Raw genomic sequence first — 20532 nt, 5'->3', positions numbered from 1 at the left:
ACCGGGGTGTCTTCAACTGAAATGTTGCACAAAAAATCAGACCGTTTCAGGCATCCAGCGCAAAACCGGCTTTCTCGCCGCCGCCGTTTCATCAAGACGACGACGCGGGGTCAAATACGGCGCATTCTTAAAGAATTCCGCATCCCCGGCTTGGGCCTTGGCAACCAATGACAGAACCGCATCACAGAACTGATCAATCGATTCTTTGGTTTCCGTCTCGGTCGGCTCAATCAGCAACGCCCCATGAACGACCAGCGGGAAATACATGGTCATCGGGTGGAAACCCTCGTCGATAATCGCCTTGGCAAGATCAAGTGTCGAAACACCGGTATCTTTCAGGAAGCGATCGTCAAACAGGGCTTCATGCATGCAATACCCCGGGAAGGCGACGCTGAGTTTGTCTTTCAAACGCGCCAACAGGTAATTGGCATTAAGCACCGCATCACCCGATACCTGACGCAAACCGTCGGCACCATGGCTTTTCATATAGGCAAGTGCGCGAATGAACATGCCCATCTGACCGTGGAAGCCCTTCAGACGGCCAAACGGCTTGGTGCCGTCTTTTTCGTCTGCGGTTTCCACCAGTTTGAAGCCGTCTGTGGTTTTGACCACATAGGGGATCGGGGCAAACGGTGCCAAGGCATCGGAAAACACAACCGGCCCGGAACCCGGTCCACCGCCGCCATGCGGGGTCGAAAAGGTTTTATGCAGGTTGATATGCATCGCATCAATGCCAAGATCGGCCGGGCGAACACGGCCGACAATGGCGTTGAAATTCGCACCATCGCAGTAAAAATAACCGCCTGCCGCATGGACCAGATCGGCAATCTTGCGTACATCGCGCTCAAACAAACCACAGGTATTCGGATTGGTCAGCATGATACCGGCAACATCATCGCCAAGCTTGGCTTCGAATGCGGCCAGATCAACACGGCCTTCTTCGGTGGCGGGGATCATGTCAACGGTAAAGCCACAGGCCGCTGCCGTTGCCGGGTTGGTCCCATGGGCCGATTCCGGCACCAGAACGCGACGGCGATTTTCACCCCGTGCGTCAAGGGCCGCACGGATCGCCATCATGCCACACAGCTCGCCCTGTGCGCCCGATGCGGGCGACATGGCAATGGCGGGCATGCCGGTCAAAACCAGCAACCAATGTGCGCATTGATCAATCAGTTCCAATGCGCCCTGAACCGTGCTTTCGGGTTGCATCGGATGCAGGTCGGCAAGACCTGAAAAACGGGCAACTTTTTCGTTCAGGCGCGGATTGTGTTTCATCGTACACGAACCCAGCGGGAAGAAACCGGAATCAATCCCGAAATTCTTCTGCGACAGGCGGGTGAAATGACGCACCACCTGCGGTTCGGACAGCCCCGGAAGACCGACATCGCTATCGCGATCAAGGCCACCAAGGCGTGATTTGATGCCAGCCGGTTTCGGAAGGTCAACACCGCAACGGCCGGCTTCACCCTGTTCGAAAATCAGCTTTTCTTCCAGCACGAGGCCGCGGTTACCGGTATGTGTGGTAAAGCTCATGCCAGCACCTCTTTCAAGGCAGACGCAAAGTCTGCGATATCTTCATCGGTGTTGGTTTCAGTTGCCGCCACCAAAAGGTAATGATCCAAATCGTCACGGTTCGGATACAAACGCGACAGCGGAACCCCGCCAAGAACACCCTTGGCGACCAAGGCTTCAACCACCTCGGCGGCGGGCTTGCTCAGCTTGACGGTGAACTCGTTAAAGAAGCTGTCATTAAGAACCTCTGCCCCGGCAACCGCGTCAATCGCATCGGCGGTTTTACACGCCGTTTCATGGTTCAATGTTGCAACACCACGATACCCGTCTTCACCCAGAAGGCTCATATGCACCGTAAAGGCCAATGAACACAGCCCCGAATTGGTACAGATGTTCGACGTCGCCTTTTCACGGCGAATATGCTGTTCACGGGTCGACAGTGTCAGAACAAAGCCGCGCTTGCCATCCTGATCAACGGTTTCACCACACAGACGACCGGGCATCTGGCGCACCAGTTTGCTGGTTGTGGCAAACAGGCCAACATACGGCCCGCCATAGTTCAGGTTATTGCCAATCGACTGGCCTTCGCCGCAAACGATGTCCGCCCCAAAACTGCCCGGTGATTTAACCGCACCAAACGCCATGGCCTCGGTAAAGACCACGATCAAAAGCGCACCTTTGGCGTGGCAGGCATCCGCCAGCTTGGTGTGATCCTGTATACGGCCGAAAACATCCGGATACTGAACAACCACACAGGCCGTCTGATCATCAATCAGATCATCAAGCTCGTTGGCCGTTGCCTGTTTTTCCGGGTGCCCGTCGCGACCGGCAACTTTGGTATCGCTGTACTGGCAATAGGTTTCGGTCACTTCGCGGTAATGCGGATGCAAACCACCCGACAGAACCGCTTTTTTACGACGCGTCGCCCGACAGGCCATCAAAACGGCCTCGGCACAGGACGTCGCCCCATCCCACATCGATGCATTGGCAACATCCATGCCGGTGATCGATGCCACCTGGGTCTGGAATTCGAACAGATACTGCAATGTACCCTGTGCGATTTCCGGCTGATACGGGGTATAGGCCGTCAGGAACTCACCGCGCTGGATGATGTAATCAACCGTCGCCGGAACATGGTGGGAATAGGCACCCGCCCCCAAAAAGCTTGGGACGCTGACCGTACCGATGTTTTTGGCCGCCAGTTTCGCCATCTCTCGTTCGACCTGCAATTCACCAAGGTGATGGGGCAGGTCAACCGGATCGGACAGCAACGCACCGTCGGGCACGTCGCTATATAGCGCGTCAACGGATGGGGCCCCGATGGTTTCAAGCATCGAAGCGCGATCCGCACGCGTCAGAGGAAGATAACGCATGCTTTTAAAGGCCTTCGACAAAGTCTTTATACGCCGCTTCGTCCATCAGCTCATCAAGCTGGGACGCATCGGAAAGTTCCATGCGGAAAAACCAGCCATCCGTTTCCGCAGATTCATTCACCAGCGCCGGATTAACATCAAGATCTTCATTGGCTTCGACAACCACACCATCCAGCGGGGCATAAACGTCGCTGGCGGCTTTAACCGATTCGACAACCGCCGCATCGCCATCCTTGACCAGTTTTTTGCCAACTTCCGGCAGCTCGACATAAACGATATCGCCAAGCGACTGCTGGGCGTAATCGGTAATGCCAACGGTCGCGATACCGTCTTCAAGTTCGACCCATTCATGTTCCTGCGAGAATTTTTTAGCCATCTTATTTGTCCCTGTTAGATCAATTATCTTTACCGGGCGGCATGTGGTGCCACCCAAAACCAAACCAGCCACAAGCTGTTCCGGGATCAACCCCGGAAATAGTGATGCGGCGTAAAAGGCAGATCAACAATTTCCGCCGGGCGGGCTTTGCCGCGCACCATAAGATCGACCTTGGTCCCCGCAGCGGCAAATTCGATTGCGACATACCCCATCGCAATCGGGCCATCCACGGTCGGGCCAAAACCACCGCTGGTGATTTCGCCAATTTCTTCGCCGTCACTGTTCAAAATCGGGGTATGTTCGCGGGCCGGTGCCTTGCCTTCGGGTTTAATCCCGACGCGTTTGCGATCCGCCCCATTGGCAAGCTGATCCAGGATGATGTCCGATCCCTTAAAGCCACCTTCTTCGCGACGCCGCTTGTTGATGATCCAGTTCAGATCACCTTCAACCGGGGTGGTCGTGGTGTCGATATCATTGCCATACAGGCAAAGACCGGCTTCCAGACGCAATGAATCACGCGCGCCAAGGCCAATCGCCTCGACCTCGTCCTCGGCCAAAAGCTTGCGCGCAAGTTCTGCGGCGCGATCATTTGGCACCGAAATTTCGTAACCATCTTCGCCGGTATAGCCCGACCGGGTCACAAAGCACGGGATGCCCGCAATATCAATTTCGGCAAAATCCATGAATTTCATAGCGGCAACCGACGGGGAAAAACGCACCAAAACATTGGCCGCTTCCGGTCCCTGAAGCGCCATCAACGCCCGGTCGTCAATTTCAATCAGCGCGACACCGTTATCAAGATTGGCCCGCATATGGACAATATCATCGTCCTTACACGCCGCATTAATCACCAAAAACAGGCTATCGCCCGCATTGGTGATCATCAGATCGTCCAAAATGGTGCCATTATCATTGGTAAAGGTGGAATAACGCGTCCGGCCGGGTTTGAGGATGGCGATATCACCGGGCACAAGCTTTTCCAACTCGGCCACTCGGTTTTCACCGGTCAGGCGCACCTGCCCCATATGCGACACATCAAAAAGACCAGCCTTGGCACGGGTATGAAGATGTTCGCCCTTAACGCCCAGCGGATATTGAACCGGCATGTCATATCCGGCAAAAGGCACCATTTTGGCACCCAGTTCGACATGAAGGTCATAAAGGGCCGTTTTAAGCAGTTCGGTTTGATGATCAGCCATCAAGGTCTCCGGGACAGTCGTTGCGAAACATAGCCGACCAATGGCCAACCACATCCCCCTCTGTCTCGGAGCCTGAAAGAATCACAGCCGATTCAAACCATCGGTCTGCTTACATCTTCGGCGAGACGCACATCAAATCACGATAAATCATGACCCTTCACGATGCCGCCTACTTTCCAGAGTCCCATCTCCCCGCGGTCCGGTTGCCTGAGAGTTTCCGGGGTGGTTGCTCCTTCGGCGTCCGCGTAATCCGTTCAACTTCTTGAACAGGACCGTGGCACTCTCCCACGGGGATCACTTGGGTATGCCCCCTTATACGGATTTGAATCCGACCCGACCAGCCCCAAAAATCAGAACCGTTCAAACGCATATATTTGTATGAGGATTTACGGCCCGTTTTCCGCCCCCACCCAAAAAATCGATTTAATCGTATGAGGATTATCCGAAATGGGCTTTTCGACCAAAAACGAAAATCCCGCCACGCGATGCGGGCGGGATCTGATTATTCACCAAAAATGAATAATAGGCCGGATTATCAATTTTTTCCGAAGCGACGATTATAATCAAGCTGATCCGCACTGAGCTGGAAACCAAGATAGATTTCATAGTCCGGACCGGCCCAAAGATCATCAAGCGACACATTCAATGTCACCTGTTCGTCGCGATACCGCGCAAGGTTCAAATTGTTCGGAAATGCCATTGAAACATCAAATACCGACTTCTGAATGAACTCACCCGTCGGGTCTTTAAGTGCCACAAAATACTGCAGTTTTGCAGCCCGCCCCTGTGCTGCCGGGCCCAGTTCCGCACGGATAACCGGACTGATAATGACATTAAGCACCTTGTCATCAAGGTCATAACCGCAATCGCCAAGATACCCGTCAAACTCGGCTTCCAGGATCACATCGGTCAAATCCTTGCCGTCCCCCCTAAACTGCACCAGCTTGGCAGTATCATTGGGCAGAAAGGCGCGCGGGCATGCCGGAATCGGTTTTTCTTCGAAGGGATTGCTGCTGCATGCTGCCAAAACACCGACAAGCAACAACATACCCAGTGCACAAACACGCCGCAGTCCGTTTGCAATCGTCATCCAAGCCTCTATAGAACGGGTCAAAATTCTGTCCGGACGGTTTCCCGTGCGGTGCGGCGCAGTCTATTCCGTCCGATATGCACACACAACCCGCTTCCGTTTCAAATCGTTGCACCATCGTGTAAAATCCAACCCATGACATGCATATCTGAACGGTGTCAGTCATTGCACCGTCGGGGCTGGCAGGTTATGTAACGAAGACATTTAAATAACGCTGCGCACCGCATCAGCGCATCATAAAACATTCGGACCCGTATCATGTCTGACAAAACCGACCTTCGGATCATCCTTGCCAACCCGCGCGGTTTTTGCGCAGGGGTTGATCGCGCGATCGAGATCGTCGAAAAGGCGCTCGAAAAATATGGCGCACCGGTCTATGTCCGCCATGAAATCGTGCATAACAAATTTGTCGTTGATCGCCTGCGCGATATGGGTGCGGTTTTTGTCAGTGAACTTGATGCCGTTCCCGATGGGGTTCCGGTGATTTTTTCGGCCCACGGCGTGCCAAAATCAGTTCCGGCCGCTGCCGACAGCCGCAACCTGCAATATCTTGATGCAACCTGCCCGCTGGTGTCCAAGGTTCATCGCGGTGCCGAACGCCACCATGCCGATGGCAAACACATCTTGCTTATCGGCCATGCCGGACATCCCGAAGTGATCGGCACCATGGGCCAGTTGCCACCCGGCAGCATGACCCTGATCGAAACCGAACAGGATGCCGCAAACCTTCAGGTCGAAAACCCGGAAAACCTTGCCTTTGTGACCCAGACCACCCTGTCACTTGATGACACGGCCAAGATCATTGCGATCTTGCAGGGCCGTTTCCCGGCAATCGAAGTCCCGAAAAAAGAAGACATCTGTTATGCCACCACCAATCGCCAGCACGCGGTCAAACTGATCGCAGCCGATGCGGATGCTATTCTGGTTCTGGGCGCCCCGAATTCATCAAACTCGAACCGCTTGGTCGAAGTTGCCAAGCGCGAAGGCTGTGACCGTTCGGTTCTGGTCGAGCGTGCAAAAGATATCGACTGGTCAAAACTTGAAGGTATCGCAACACTTGGCATCACCGCCGGGGCATCCGCCCCCGAAGTTCTGGTCGAGGAAGTCATCGACGCGTGCCGCCAACGTTACAACGTTACGGTCGAAACCCTGACCCTGACCGAAGAAAACGTGACATTTAAGCTGCCCCGCCAGCTTGCCAGCTAAATCAACCAATTTTGCCCTGACGCAGGAAGCCAATAAATCCCATGGCCGTCTATACCGACGTTTCAGACGAAGATATCGCCCGTTTTGTTGCCGAATATGACATCGGCAATGTGATTTCATTCAAGGGCATCGCCGAAGGTGTCGAAAACACCAATTTCCTGCTGCAGACAGATCAGGCCCCCTTCATCCTGACGCTTTATGAAAAGCGGGTGAACCCGGATGACCTGCCATTTTATCTGGGCCTGATGGATCACCTGTCGTCCAAGGGGCTGAATTGCCCGACCCCGATCCATGGCACCGACGGGGTGGCTTTGCGCCGTCTGTGCGGGCGTCCGGCGGCGATCACATCCTTCCTGAACGGCATGTCACCGCGTCGTATACAGCCCCATCATTGCGCCGGTCTGGGGACGGCAACGGCGCAATTGCATACCGCCGGTCAGGATTTCGACATATATCTTGGCAATGCGTTTGGCGTTAAAGGCTGGCGGCCGTTGTTTGAAAGCTGCCGCAGTGATGCCAATGGCGTTCAGCCCGGCCTTGAACAAATGATCGAAGTCGAGTTGGATTTTCTTGAAGCCAACTGGCCCCATCATTTGCCCGCAGGCGTGATCCATGCCGATCTGTTTCCTGACAATGTGTTCTTTTTCCCGGGACAGGATGATGTATCGGGCGTGATCGACTTTTATTTCGCCTGTAATGACCTGTTGGCCTATGACCTGGCGATCTGCATGAATGCCTGGTGTTTTGAACCCGATAACAGCTTCAACGTCACCAAGGCGCGCAATCTTTTATCAAGCTATGGCAAGGTCCGGCCCCTGTCGGGCGATGAACTGGCAGCTTTGCCGATCTTGGCCCGCGGGGCGTCGCTGCGGTTTCTGCTGACGCGGCTTTATGACTGGATCAACACGCCCAAGGATGCGTTGGTCACCCCGAAAAACCCGCGCGAATATATCAACAAGCTACGCTTCCACCAGCGTGTCGACAGCGCAAGCGCCTATGGCCTGAGCGAGGAATAGAATTAATGACCGAAGATCAGGACAACCTTGTCGAAATTTATACCGACGGCGCGTGTAGCGGTAATCCCGGCCCTGGCGGCTGGGGGGCAATCATGCGCTTTCGCGGGATGGAAAAGGAAATGTCGGGGGGCGATCCTGAAACCACCAACAACCGCATGGAAATGATGGCCGCGATCAGCGCGCTTGAAGCATTGAAGCGGCCCTGTATCGTCAACATCTATACCGATAGCAGTTATGTCTGCGACGGAATTACCAAATGGATTTTCGGCTGGCAAAAACGCGGCTGGAAAACCGCAGGCAAAAAACCGGTTAAAAATGTCGAACTATGGCAAAGGCTTTTGGAGGCGACAAAAATCCACAAAGTCGAATGGCATTGGGTCAAAGGACATGCCGGGCATCCTGAAAATGAACGCTGTGACGAACTTGCCCGACTAGCTGTTCCGAAATAAACTTAATAAACTTAATAAACAAGTGCTTGAAGCTGCTGAACTTCGTTCCAAAATAAATGGGTCGAATTGTTTTTTATGAACGCTATATGAAAAAAATGAAATCAAACTTGCTTTTAGACTGACTTCCAGATTGAGTAAGACGAGATAGAGCAAGAATAGTCTTAGGGGTATTGGGCCCCATCCGAAGGTCGAGTATGGTTGCTATTGACCAATCGAGAATGGGTGCCAAGGAGAATTACGGTTGTCGCGCGGATCATACGGCTTTTTACAACGGAAGTCGCTTAGCAGCCGATTGCTTTTTATCGCGCTGCCGCTCGTTTCCTTGTTCTCGCTTGCTCTGTTCGTTGTCTTCGGATACGTCAGCTACAAAGTGCTTCGTGATGATCTAAATGAAAAGATCGAACAAACTGCCGATATCAACGCCCGCGTTTTGGCGACGCCTTTCTGGTATCTTGACGTCGACAATATAGAATCAGCCCTTAACGCCATGAGCCGCGATCGCGATATTGTTGCCGTGCAGGCCCTTGGCGCCGATGGCACCGAATTCGCCCATACCGGCGTTTCCCAAACCCAACTCAATGATACGCTGCGCCTGTCGCGGCGCGTTTATTTTGAACGGAACAATGTGCGCCACGACGTCGGCGAACTTGTGATTTTCTTCACCGAAGAACGTGTTAAGGACTTGCTGTTCCGCCGGATGGTGATCGACATGATCCTGTTCGGCCTGCTGATCGCAGTTGTGGCGGCAAGCTTGCTGATCGCCAACAAACGTTCGATCAAGGAACCACTGAACCGGTTGCTGCATTCCATCCGCATGACCAAACATGGCCGCCTGCGGCGCCCGGTGGAATGGAACAGTGCGGACGAACTTGGCCTTTTGATCCGCGAATACAATGAAATGGTCACCCTGCAAGGCCAGTCACAGGAAGAAGCCCAGCGCAAACAGGCCCTTCTAGAGGCGACCCTTCACAATATCGGTCAGGGCATCTGCCTGTTCGATCAGGACCTTAACCTGATGGTCTGGAACGAACGCTATATTGAATTGCTGAACCTGCCGCGTGATCTGGTTAAGGAAGGCACCCCGCTTTCCGATATCCTGCGCTATAATGCTGAACGCGGCGAATATGGCGATGTCAGTATTCAGGCCCTGATTTCGGACCGGGTTGCCATTGCGCGTCGTCGCGAACCCTATCGCATGGAACGCACCCGCCCGAATGGCCGTGTGGTTCAGGTCGATCACAATCCGATGCCCGGTGGTGGGTATGTTGCGACCTATACCGACATTACCGAACGCAAACAAACCGAAGCCCGCATGCGCCATCTGGCGGTGCATGATGTGCTGACCAGCCTGCCGAACCGCACACTGTTCCTTGACCGCCTGCGTCAGGCATTGCTGTCAGCACGCCGGTTCCAGCGCGGTGTTACCGTCCTGTTTGTCGATCTTGACCGGTTCAAGGACATTAACGATCACTTTGGCCATGATGTTGGCGATCTGATGATTCAGGAAATGGGTCAGCGCCTGTCACGCATCATTCGCGATTCCGATACCGCTGCGCGCCTTGGCGGCGACGAATTCGCGATCATCCAGACCGACGTTCAAAATATCGAAGACACCATCGCACTGGCCCAGCGCATCATCGACGAACTGAGCCAGCCATTCGATTGCCGTGGCATCCGCCTGCATTCAACGGCCAGTGTCGGGATTACCCTGTTCCCGGAAGACGGCGAAAACCCGGAACAGCTGGTCAAAAATGCCGATATGGCGATGTATGCCGCCAAGGCCGAAGGCCGCAACAATTATCGCTTCTTCCTGCCGTCGATGCATGAACGGGTCAAGGAACGCAAAACAATCGAAGAAGACCTGCGTAACGCGCTCGAACAGGATCAGCTTGAACTCTACTACCAGCCAAAAATTGACTGCCGCACCGAAAGGGTCGTTGGCGCAGAGGCCTTGGTCCGTTGGCATCACCCGGATCGCGGTCTGATCCTGCCGGGTGAATTTATTTCCGTCGCCGAGGAATGCGGTCTGATCAATCGATTGGGTGCATGGGTTTTGGACCGGGCCTGCCGACAGACGCAAATCTGGCGCGAAACCACCCTTCCGGGCCTGCGCATTGCCGTCAACCTTTCCCCGGCCCAGTTCCAGGATGCCGAATTGGTCACCTCGGTGACCCAAATCATGGATCAGACTCTGTTGCCGGATGGCACGCTTGAACTGGAAATCACCGAATCGATCCTGATGAACAATCCGGAAAAAGCCGTTTCAACCTTGAACGAGCTTAAGGGACTTGGTGTGCGCATCGCGATTGATGATTTTGGCACCGGTTATTCGTCACTCAACTATCTGAAACGGTTCCCGGTTTCGTCGATCAAGATTGACCGGTCATTTGTCAACGACATCCATGTCGATATGGATGACAAGGCGATTGTTGATGCGGTCATCGGGCTGGGTCACAGCCTTAACCTTGAAGTCGTCGCCGAAGGCGTGGAAGAAATCGAACAGCACGAATATCTGCGCGACAAGGGCTGTGACTTCATCCAGGGCTTCTTGTTTGCCAAGCCACTGCCCGCAGACGTCTTTGAAAAATGGGTGACGGAACGTCACGCCACTGTCCCCGCACGTATCACTGTCGAAAGCTGATAAGGCATCAAGGATTGCGGCATGGCGTTACGTTGATGCCATTGATCAGTGACACGCCAAAACGGCCCGCCTCTCTGAGCCAGATCAGTCAGATATTGACGTTATCAGCCAATTAAATTGCACAAAACGTCACGGCCAAGGCGTTGCCTTTCGCCGTGACGTTTTCCAGATCGCTTAGGATGCCTGATCAGGCATTGACGCCGCTATCAACTGTGAACTCAGCGCCGGTAACCGTGCGGGCCTCGTCACTGGCCAGCCAGGAAACCAATCCGGCGGTATCTTCAGCACGGCTGAATTGCTTGATTGCCATCAAGCTGCGCATGGCATCCCCGTTCTCACCATTTTCCGGGTTCATGTCGGTATTTGTTGGCCCCGGATGCAGCAAATTGACCGTGATGCCGCGTGGCCCCAGATCACGGGCCACCCCGCGGGTGAAACCGATCAGCGCCGATTTGGTCATCGAATAAAGGCTGATCCCCGGGAACGATACCTTATGCGCAAGGCAACTGCCGGTCGTGATGATGCGCCCGCCATCCGGTATGTATTTCAGGGCAGCCTGAACCGCGACAAACACCCCGCGGATATTGACATCAACAATGCGATCAAACGATTCAAGCGTCTCGTCCTGAATTCCGGCACTGCTGAGTATGCCTGCATTGTTAACCAGAATGTCAATCGCCCCGAATGTAGTTGCGACTTCCTCGACAGCCGCACGCACGGCATCAGGATCACGATTATCCGCCTTGATCGCAACAGCCTTTCCCCCGGCAGCCTTGATTTCAGCAACAACCTCGCCGGCCTTGTCTGCCGCATTGCTGTAAGTAATCGCAACAGTAGCCCCGTCACGGGCCAGACGTTTTGCAATGGCGGCACCAATGCCACGGCTGCCGCCGGTAACCAGTGCCGTTTTACCATCGAGTTGGGTCATTTTTGGAAACTCCAATAATTATGTAGTGATTGATACAAAAATAAATGCGCCGCTTGCAATTAATCGTCAAGCAATTTATTTATCGATCACTATATAATTCACCAAACCCGAGGTTTTCTTATATGGCTGGACGTGGACGCCCCCGGAACTTTGACCGGGATACAGCACTGGAACAGGCAATGGCGGTCTTCTGGGCCAAAGGATATGAAAGTACCTCGATCTCAGATTTGACATCCGCAATGAACATGAAGCCGCCAAGCCTGTATGCTGCCTTTGGCGATAAGGAAACGCTGTTTGATGAGGTCATCGAACGCTATAGCAAACAGTATGGCGCAATGATGTGGGGTGATCTGGAACGCTTCCGCCACCCAAAGGACGCCACGCATCATGTCCTGACCACAACGGCATGTTTGTACGCGCAGGATGATACACCGCATGGCTGCATGGTGGTGCTTGCCGCACCACAAGCAGATTCAAATCATGCAACCGTCAACCAGACCCTGCGCGACCTTCGGCGCGCTAATATCACCATCCTGAAGGACTTCTATGCCAAAGCGCAACGCAGTGGCAGTATCCCGAGCGGTGCAAATATCGACACCATGGCGAACTATTACACGACCGTGCATTATGGCATGTCGATCCAAGCACGCGACGGTGCGACCCGCGATGAACTGATCGCCATTGCCGAAGCCGCAATGGCAACCTGGCCAAGCCTGACCAGCACATCATTGGCCAAACGTTAAAAGAGCCGGGAGACGGGAGACGAGAGACGCCACGATCAATAGATCGTGGTTCCAGCCCCTTCCGACTTGTCGTCGGCAACGCGTGCAACCGGATGTTCTGTTGATTTGCGATCCACCAGATCGACAATTTCGGAAATCACCCGGACCAGTTGATAATCCTTGGGCGTATAGACCGCCGACACCCCCATCTGACGCAGGATCAACATATCCGCATCGGGGATGATGCCGCCAACAACAACCGGGATATGCCCCGCCCCTTGGGCACGCAGACCATTGACCACCTCGCGGACCAGCGGCACATGCGACCCCGACAGGATCGATAGGCCGATCACATGCGCGCCTTCGTCAATCGCATTGCGAACCAGTTCATCCGGCGTCCAGCGAATACCGTCATAAAGCACGTCAATCCCGGCATCACCGGCCTTGACCGCAATTTGTTCGGCACCGTTGGAATGACCATCCAGCCCCGGTTTTCCGACCAGCATTTTCATGCGTTCGCCAAGCTTTTTTGAAACCTCGTCAACGCGCCCGCGCAGGGCCTTGATGTCGTCGTCTTCGCCGGTCACAATTATCGATGTGATGCCGGTCGGGGCGCGGTATTCGCCAAACACTTGGCGCAGGGTTTCCGACCATTCCCCGGTCGTCACCCCGGCATGGGCACAGGCAATCGAACTTTCCATAATGTTGCGTTCTTCACGGGCGGCACTTTCCAGTTCGTCAAGTGCCGCCGCAACCACACCCTGATCACGGGCGGATCGCCATGCTTTCAGTTTTTCGATCTGATCCTGTTCGGCCATATCATCAACTGTCAGGATCGATTTATCCCCCGAAGTCAGGGGCGATTGCTCGGTTTCGGTAAAGGCATTAACCCCGATCACCTTGGTCAGACCGGTTTCGATATCTGCCAACCGGCGGGCATTAGATCGCACCAGCTCCTGTTTCATATAGCCCAAATCAACCGCGGCAATCGCACCGCCCATGGCATCGATTTTGGCCAATTCCGCGCGCGCGCCGTCTTTTAACAAGCCGACCTTGCGCTCAATCGCCGGATTGCCATCAAACAGATCATCATATTCCAAAAGGTCGGTTTCAAAGGCCATGATCTGTTGCAGGCGCAGCGACCATTGCTGATCCCAGGGGCGCGGCAGGCCAAGGGCCTCGTTCCAAGCCGGAAGCTGCACCGCACGGGCACGGGCATTTTTTGACAGCACCACCGCCAGCATTTCGATCAAGATACGGTAAACGTTGTTTTCCGGTTGCTGTTCGGTCAGGCCCAGCGAATTGACCTGAACGCCATAACGGAAACGGCGGTATTTATCTTCGGTGATACCGTATCGATCCCGGGTGATTTCATCCCACAATTCGCAAAAAGCCCGCATTTTGCAAATCTCGGTCACGAACCGAATTCCGGCATTTACGAAAAATGAAATCCGCCCGACAACTTTGGCAAAGTCTTCTTCGGGGACCTGACCGGATGCCTTGATCGAATCGAGTACCGCAATCGCGGTTGCCAAGGCAAAGGCCAGTTCCTGTTCCGCCGTCGCCCCGGCTTCTTGCAGATGGTACGAACACACATTCATCGGATTCCATTTCGGAACCTCGCGATAGGTAAAGGCCGCAACGTCGGTAATCAGTTTCAGGCTGGGCGCTGGCGGAAAGATATACGTCCCGCGAGATAGGTATTCCTTGATGATGTCGTTCTGGGTTGTCCCCTGCAGGCTGGCGCGCGGCGTCCCCTGTTTTTCGGCCACAGCAATATAAAGCGATAAAAGCCATGCCGCGGGCGCATTGATCGTCATCGATGTGTTCATCTGATCCAGCGGAATGCCGTCAAACAGGGCCATCATATCGCCCAGATGCGAAACCGGCACACCAACCTTGCCGACTTCACCACGTGCCAGAACATGATCCGAATCGTAGCCGGTCTGGGTTGGCAAATCGAACGCCACCGAAAGCCCCGTCTGGCCCTTTGCCAAGTTCTGCCGATACAGCGCATTCGACGCACTGGCCGAACTGTGCCCGGCATAAGTGCGGATCAGCCAAGGCCGATCGCGTTCCGGCTTTGCTGCACTGCGTTGATTTTCCATCGACATACCGACCTCGCGTATTTTTATTACCCAAACGCTTTTTGTTTATTACAACAAAACGTTATTAAATTACCCACTGGACATCACTTGGATAATTATATAACAATTTGTGCAACGCGATAAAAGCGAAAACTAAAATTGCGCTGGCCACCCCGACAAGGAAACCAAGGGAAACTGGCGCATATCAGGGAAAACACCACAAAATCCGTGGCTTGGAGGATTCGTCGACCGCAGCGCAGCATCAGGTAATTTTATTACAACCCGATTGAAGCGCGAATCGGATCGACCCCGAACAAGGAGTGAAGGTCATGAATACGACTGCTGAAGTTCTGCCGTTCCGTGGTGGTCAGGAAAAGAAAGATCTTTACGAAATCGGCGAAATTCCGCCGCTTGGCCATGTGCCGAAACAAATGTATGCCTGGGCCATCCGCCGCGAACGTCATGGCGATCCTGACACCGCAATGCTGTGCGAAACCGTCGATGTGCCCCAACCTGACAGCCACGAGGTCCTTGTCCTCGTGATGGCGGCGGGCGTGAACTATAACGGCGTATGGGCGGCCCTTGGCAAACCGATTTCGGTCTTTGACGTTCATAAAGAACCGTTCCACATTGCCGGTTCCGATGCATCGGGCATTGTTTGGGCTGTCGGATCAAAAGTGACCCGCTGGAAAGTTGGCGACGAAGTTGTCATCCATTGTAATCAGGATGATGGCGACGACGAGGAATGCAACGGTGGTGATCCGATGCTGTCACCGACCCAGCGGATTTGGGGCTATGAAACCCCCGATGGGTCATTTGCCCAGTTCACCAATGTTCAATCACAGCAATTAATGCCGCGCCCCAAGCACCTGACCTGGGAAGAAAGTGCGTGTTACACCCTGACACTGGCGACCGCCTATCGCATGTTATTTGGCCACCGCCCGCATATTTTGCGCCCGGGACATAACGTCTTGGTCTGGGGAGCGTCGGGTGGTCTGGGATCCATGGCGATCCAACTGATCACCACAGCAGGTGCCAACGCAATCGGTGTCATTTCCGATGAAAGCAAGCGCGAGTTTGTTCTGGGCCTTGGGGCCAAAGCGGTTATCAACCGCAAGGATTTCAATTGCTGGGGTCAGTTGCCAACCGTCAATGGACCGGAATTTGGCGACTATATGAAAGAAGTCCGTAAATTCGGCAAGGCCATCTGGGACATCACCGGCAAAGGCACGGATGTTGATACTGTGTTTGAACATCCGGGCGAACAGACCTTTCCGGTATCATGCAACGTGGTTAAACGCGGCGGCATGGTTGTGTTTTGTGCCGGCACCACGGGTTTCAACCTGACATTTGATGCACGCTTTGTCTGGATGCGCCAAAAACGTATTCAGGGCAGCCACTTTGCCAACCTGAAACAGGCGGCACAGGCCAACAAGCTGATGATCGAACGTCGTATTGATCCGAGCATGTCCGAAGTCTTTAGTTGGGATGATATTCCGCGCGCCCATATGAAAATGATGCGCAACGAACACAAGCCCGGAAATATGGCGGTTCTTGTCCAGGCCAAACGCCCTGGCATGAGAACGCTTGAAGAAGCAGTCGACGCCTAATCCCACATAAAACGTCGACTGACCGTTGGTGGCGCCGATGCGTTTTCGCCCGATCCACATCGGGGCCACCACTTTCCAAATTGCCCGCCCACCCGGCAGGCCACAAATGATAGTTTGGTTCAGGCGCACCCCGCCTTGAACACCGACCCAAGGACCAGACAGATGACGGATACCGCCCTGCTGCCCGAACTGCCCCGGCTTTGCGACGATGCGCTTGTCGCCCTTGCCCCCGTGCATCACGCCGCCGATACCGCGATGCGTGAAATCGTCACAGTTGATGGCAAGATCAACGCAAGTTCCCTTGATGATAATCAGTTCGCAGCCCATGGCTTTGCATGGTTTTCGACCTATGTCACGGCGCTAAAGCAGATGAAAGCATGGTCCGAACGCCTGGAATCGCAGGGCAAATTCGGATTGCTGGAACAGCTGATCCTGCAGGCGGCCTTTGGGGAATATCTGGCGCAGATTGCCGGTGGCATTCCGATGTCACAGGGCGAAATCATCCGCCTTTCGACCCTTGGCGTCCCATCCGACACCATTGCAACCTTTGCCGGTTCGCGCGCCGTCGTAACACTTTCGACCTTGGGCAACAGTGACGCCGCCCGCCGCGCCATTGCAGATCAGATCAAGGACAGCCTGAATACCGGCCAGTTCGGTGAAACCGGGCTTGAGGACGAAACCCTTGATCTGGTACGCGACCAGTTCCGCCGTTTTGTTGACGAAAAGGTCAGCCCGCACGCCCATGGCTGGCACGAACGCGACGAATTGATCCCGATTGAAATCGTCGATGAAATGTCCGAACTCGGCGTTTTCGGCCTGACCATACCCGAAGAATTCGGGGGCCTTGGCATGGGCAAAACCGCGATGTGCGTTGTGACCGAAGAATTATCACGGGGCTATATCGGGGTTGGGTCGCTTGGCACGCGGTCCGAAATTGCCGCCGAATTGATACGACTTGGTGGCACAGAGGCGCAAAAACAGCATTACCTGCCCAAACTGGCATCGGGTGAAATCCTGCCGACCGCCGTCTTTACCGAACCCAATAACGGATCGGACCTTGCCCATCTGCGCACGCGTGCGACCAAGGATGGTGATGATTATAGCGTTATCGGCAACAAGACATGGATCACCCATGCGGCACGATCCGACCTGATGACGCTTTTGGCGCGCACCAACCCCGATGAGGCCGGTTATCGCGGATTGTCGATGTTACTCGCCGAAAAACCGCGCGGTACAGATAAGGATCCATTTCCGGCCAAGGGCATGTCCGGTGGCGAGATCGAGGTTCTGGGTTATCGCGGTATGAAGGAATACGAATTGTCGTTTGACGGGTTCAAGGTTCCGACCGAAAACCTTTTGGGCGGCGAAGAGGGCCAAGGCTTTAAGCAATTGATGGCAACCTTTGAATCGGCCCGCATCCAGACCGCCGCCCGTGCGGTCGGTGTTGCGCAAAATGCGCTTGAAATCGGTATGCGCTATGCGCAGGAACGCGTGCAGTTTTCCAAACCGCTTTATGCCTTTCCGAGGGTTTATGGCAAAATCGCCTGGATGGTGGTCGAAACCATGATCGCGCGACAATTGACCTATTTTTCCGCTTTTGAAAAAGATCAGGATATCCGCTGTGATATCGAAGCTGGCATGGCAAAACTTTTGGGCGCGCGGGTTGCGTGGTCGAATGCCGATAATGCGCTTCAGATCCATGGCGGCAATGGCTATGCGCTTGAATATCAAATCAGCCGCGTGCTCTGTGACGCCCGTATCCTCAATATCTTTGAAGGGGCGGCGGAAATTCAGGCACAGGTGGTCACACGCGGCCTTTTGGGGCGTTAGGGTCACGGCCCTACAATAAGGCCCTACGACAAGGCCAAGTCACGCCTTACAGCATCATTTTCCCGTTCCGTTTCAGCGAACCGTGGCCCCGGTGACAACCAGGGTAAACTTGGCCCGTCATCCTTGACGGGCCTCTTTCTTATATCAACCTAAAGTATGATATCTCTAGACCTACCATCCGATGGTAACATTACCTTAATCGGTGCAAAAAAACGCAACCATAATAGCGCTTGCAAGGCCAACGAGCCTGTGGGGAGACAAGGGAGAAACTCTTTATGAATCACGCCTCTGCATTACCGGAAAATACAATTTTTGCGCGTGCAAGCTCAGCGCGTGGCATCTTTGACAAACATGCCGACAAGCTCGCCGAAGGCCTTTTGGCCGAGCTGTTTGGTATAGGGCAAAACAGTAACGCCCCCCGTGATCCAAAAACATTTGTGATCCCGCTGGCGCAACGTCTGCGCAAATTGATCGCTGCGGCAAATAGTTCAGAATTCGATGCCTGCTTTGACGATCACGTGCTGGCCGAGGCGGCGGTGGGCATCCCCGCCAGCCAAATTGTTCAGGCCTACCACAAGACCGTCGAAAATTTTGCCCGGTTGATTGCGTCCGAAGGACGAGGACGACGTGATGCCGATCTGGTCGATATTTGCCGGTCAATCCTGATGGGCGATATGGCCTGCCTGATGGCAAGGGTCGAACGCAAATCGGCACAGGAACGGTCCGCATCAGAAATCCAGTCGATGTCCGAAATCATCGAACGTGAAACCGATAATATTATCGCCGAAGTCGGGTTTCAGGCCGGTCGCACCAATGACGTCGCCCAGACAATGGAAATCGACGCCCATGACCTGTCGGGGCTGGTTGAACGCATTACATCAACCACGGCAATCGCCAGTAGCAATGTTTCTACTGTTGCCTCTGCGACCGAGGAATTGCAGGCATCCAGCCAGGAAATCGCCGAACGCATTCACAAGACCAACGACATCGCCAGTGACGCCGTAACCCGCGCACGCGAAACATCGGTCACGATGAACAGCCTGTCCGACACAGCAAGCGAGATCGGCAAGGTCGTTGACATCGTCAAACGCATTTCCGATCAAACCAAAATGCTGTCCCTGAACGCCACAATCGAGGCCGCACGTGCCGGCGATGCGGGCAAGGGTTTTGCCGTTGTCGCCAACGAGGTCAAAAACCTTGCATCCCAAACGGAAAAGGCGATTTCCGACATCAACGCCCAAATCAGCGCCATCCAGAATGCAACCTCCGAGGCCGTCGGGGCCATCGAAGGCATTGGCGGGGCAATTGACGAAGTCAGTCAGCTTTCGTCTCATATCGCATCATCGGTTCAGCAACAAACTGCCGCCATCAGCGAAATTTCAAACAGCGCACAAGAAGTATCAACCCATATGCAGGGTATTTCCGGCGACATCGCGCAGGCCCGCGAAAAATCGCATAACGCCAGCCAGACCGCCGAAAGCCTGCGCATTCTGTCATCGAATATCCGCGATGATATCAATGAAATGGAAAGCCGGTTCCGTGTTGTCCTGCGCAGTACGGATACCGGTGATCGTCATAACGAGGAACGCGTTCCGATTGCGGTCGATATCGAAATTGATTTTGGCAATGGCGACAAACGCAAAGGTGTTACCGCTGATATGTCCGTCGCCGGGTTACTGGCCCGGATCAATGCCAGTGACAAGGACAACGGCAAACCGATTTCAATTCTGCTTGATGGCAGCACCCGCCTGCATGGTGTCTTAAAAGCCGTTTCCAATCTTGGTTCCCATGTCCAGTTCACCGAACTGAACGAAGACGCCAACCAGACGATCCTTGGTCTTTTGAAAAAAACCCGCGATCACGACAACAAAATTGCCGAACTTGGCGCACCACTGGCCGCGAAATTGGCCAAAACACTGGAAAACGGTCTGCGCAGTGGCGAAATCATCAAAGACGACCTGTTCCATCCGCGTTACGAGCCAATAGCAGACACCGATCCACAACAATTCATGACGCCCTATATCGCGTTTACGGATCGTAACTTCACCCCGCTTCAGGAAGAAATTCTGGCAAAAGACAAACATATTGTGTTTGCCGCCGGGGTGGATTTCAACGGCTTCCTGCCGACCCACAACAAGGTTTATAGCCAGCCACAGCGCCCGGGTGAACCCGCGTGGAATATGGGTAATTGCCGCAATCGGCGCATCTTTGACGACCGGGCTGGCCTGATGGCGGCACGCAACACCAAGTCAAAACTGTTGCAAACCTATTTCCGCGATATGGGGTCCGAAGTCGTCTTTATGAAGGAATGCGACATTCCGATTGTTGTGAATGGCGAACAATGGGGCAATTTGCGCATTGGGTATCGCGCCTGATCAACGGCAACAAACAGCATTGGCATTGGCATTGGATCGGTATCGGCCCGCCATTACCACCACGCCATATCGCCATAAAACAAACGGGCGACCTTAAAAACAGATCGCCCGTTTGTTT

General features: G+C 54.1%; 15 protein-coding genes and 2 riboswitches. Of the genes, 8 read left to right on the top strand and 7 right to left on the bottom strand.

Annotated features, from left to right (window positions below; genetic code table 11):
- Positions 1-36: 36 nt before the first annotated feature.
- The 5 genes from gcvPB to TALK_RS06410 all read right to left on the bottom strand — a co-directional run bounded on the left by gcvPB (position 37) and on the right by TALK_RS06410 (position 5550).
- Positions 37-1533, bottom strand: coding sequence for an aminomethyl-transferring glycine dehydrogenase subunit GcvPB (gene gcvPB / locus TALK_RS06430; RefSeq protein ID WP_085617023.1), 1497 nt, complete (start codon positions 1531-1533; stop codon positions 37-39).
- Positions 1530-2885: an aminomethyl-transferring glycine dehydrogenase subunit GcvPA gene (gcvPA, locus tag TALK_RS06425; RefSeq protein ID WP_085617021.1), complete on the bottom strand. Its 1356-nt coding sequence runs from the start codon at positions 2883-2885 to the stop codon at positions 1530-1532. The genes gcvPB and gcvPA overlap by 4 nt, the downstream gene beginning before the upstream one ends.
- Positions 2886-2889: 4 nt before the next feature.
- Positions 2890-3261: a glycine cleavage system protein GcvH gene (gene gcvH, locus TALK_RS06420; RefSeq protein ID WP_085617157.1), complete on the bottom strand. Its 372-nt coding sequence runs from the start codon at positions 3259-3261 to the stop codon at positions 2890-2892.
- Positions 3262-3347: 86 nt separating this feature from the next.
- A complete protein-coding gene (gene gcvT / locus TALK_RS06415; RefSeq protein ID WP_085617020.1) occupies positions 3348-4460 on the bottom strand; it encodes a glycine cleavage system aminomethyltransferase GcvT in 1113 nt (370 codons plus the stop codon).
- A gap of 58 nt (positions 4461-4518) precedes the next feature.
- Positions 4519-4642: riboswitch (glycine riboswitch) on the bottom strand.
- Between the two features lie 3 nt (positions 4643-4645).
- Positions 4646-4758: riboswitch (glycine riboswitch) on the bottom strand.
- Between the two features lie 237 nt (positions 4759-4995).
- Positions 4996-5550: a hypothetical protein gene (locus TALK_RS06410; RefSeq protein ID WP_085617018.1), complete on the bottom strand. Its 555-nt coding sequence runs from the start codon at positions 5548-5550 to the stop codon at positions 4996-4998.
- A 258-nt stretch (positions 5551-5808) separates the two neighbouring features.
- Between TALK_RS06410 and ispH the strand changes: the two genes are divergently transcribed.
- The 4 genes from ispH to TALK_RS06390 all read left to right on the top strand — a co-directional run bounded on the left by ispH (position 5809) and on the right by TALK_RS06390 (position 10862).
- Positions 5809-6756, top strand: coding sequence for a 4-hydroxy-3-methylbut-2-enyl diphosphate reductase (ispH, locus tag TALK_RS06405; protein WP_085617016.1), 948 nt, complete (start codon positions 5809-5811; stop codon positions 6754-6756).
- Positions 6757-6797: 41 nt separating this feature from the next.
- Positions 6798-7772 carry a homoserine kinase gene (locus TALK_RS06400; protein ID WP_085617014.1) on the top strand — a complete coding sequence of 325 codons (975 nt, stop codon included), beginning with the start codon at positions 6798-6800 and terminating at the stop codon, positions 7770-7772.
- A gap of 5 nt (positions 7773-7777) precedes the next feature.
- A complete protein-coding gene (gene rnhA / locus TALK_RS06395) occupies positions 7778-8221 on the top strand; it encodes a ribonuclease HI (protein ID WP_085617012.1) in 444 nt (147 codons plus the stop codon).
- Between the two features lie 241 nt (positions 8222-8462).
- Positions 8463-10862, top strand: a complete 2400-nt coding sequence (locus TALK_RS06390; protein WP_245829721.1) for a putative bifunctional diguanylate cyclase/phosphodiesterase — start codon at positions 8463-8465, stop codon at positions 10860-10862.
- A 187-nt stretch (positions 10863-11049) separates the two neighbouring features.
- On the opposite strand, the gene TALK_RS06385 is transcribed toward TALK_RS06390, so the two are convergent.
- Positions 11050-11790, bottom strand: a complete 741-nt coding sequence (locus tag TALK_RS06385) for an SDR family NAD(P)-dependent oxidoreductase (RefSeq protein ID WP_085617010.1) — start codon at positions 11788-11790, stop codon at positions 11050-11052.
- Between the two features lie 122 nt (positions 11791-11912).
- Between TALK_RS06385 and TALK_RS06380 the strand changes: the two genes are divergently transcribed.
- Positions 11913-12533 (top strand): TetR/AcrR family transcriptional regulator, encoded by a 621-nt coding sequence (locus TALK_RS06380; RefSeq protein ID WP_169714964.1) that lies wholly within the window; start codon positions 11913-11915, stop codon positions 12531-12533.
- Positions 12534-12568: 35 nt separating this feature from the next.
- Here the strand turns inward: TALK_RS06380 and TALK_RS06375 are convergent, their stop codons facing one another.
- On the bottom strand, positions 12569-14626 hold the full coding sequence (locus tag TALK_RS06375; protein ID WP_085617006.1) for a protein meaA: 2058 nt from the start codon (positions 14624-14626) through the stop codon (positions 12569-12571).
- Positions 14627-14928: 302 nt separating this feature from the next.
- On the opposite strand from TALK_RS06375, the gene ccrA reads away from it, so the two are divergent.
- The 3 genes from ccrA to TALK_RS06360 all read left to right on the top strand — a co-directional run bounded on the left by ccrA (position 14929) and on the right by TALK_RS06360 (position 20414).
- Complete coding sequence (gene ccrA, locus TALK_RS06370) at positions 14929-16209, top strand: crotonyl-CoA carboxylase/reductase (protein ID WP_085617004.1); 1281 nt, start codon at positions 14929-14931, stop codon at positions 16207-16209.
- A 162-nt stretch (positions 16210-16371) separates the two neighbouring features.
- The gene (locus TALK_RS06365) at positions 16372-18039 is read left to right on the top strand and encodes an acyl-CoA dehydrogenase family protein (protein ID WP_085617002.1); all 1668 of its coding nucleotides are present in this window, start codon (positions 16372-16374) and stop codon (positions 18037-18039) included.
- Positions 18040-18314: 275 nt separating this feature from the next.
- On the top strand, positions 18315-20414 hold the full coding sequence (locus TALK_RS06360) for a methyl-accepting chemotaxis protein (protein WP_085617000.1): 2100 nt from the start codon (positions 18315-18317) through the stop codon (positions 20412-20414).
- The last annotated feature ends 118 nt before the right edge of the window (positions 20415-20532 follow it).

The sequence above is a fragment of the Thalassospira alkalitolerans genome, from assembly GCF_002115745.1.
Classification (GTDB): Bacteria; Pseudomonadota; Alphaproteobacteria; order Rhodospirillales; family Thalassospiraceae; genus Thalassospira; species Thalassospira alkalitolerans.
The sequence above is the reverse complement of the archived record's forward strand: the minus strand, read 5'-3'. Positions and strand labels throughout refer to the sequence as shown.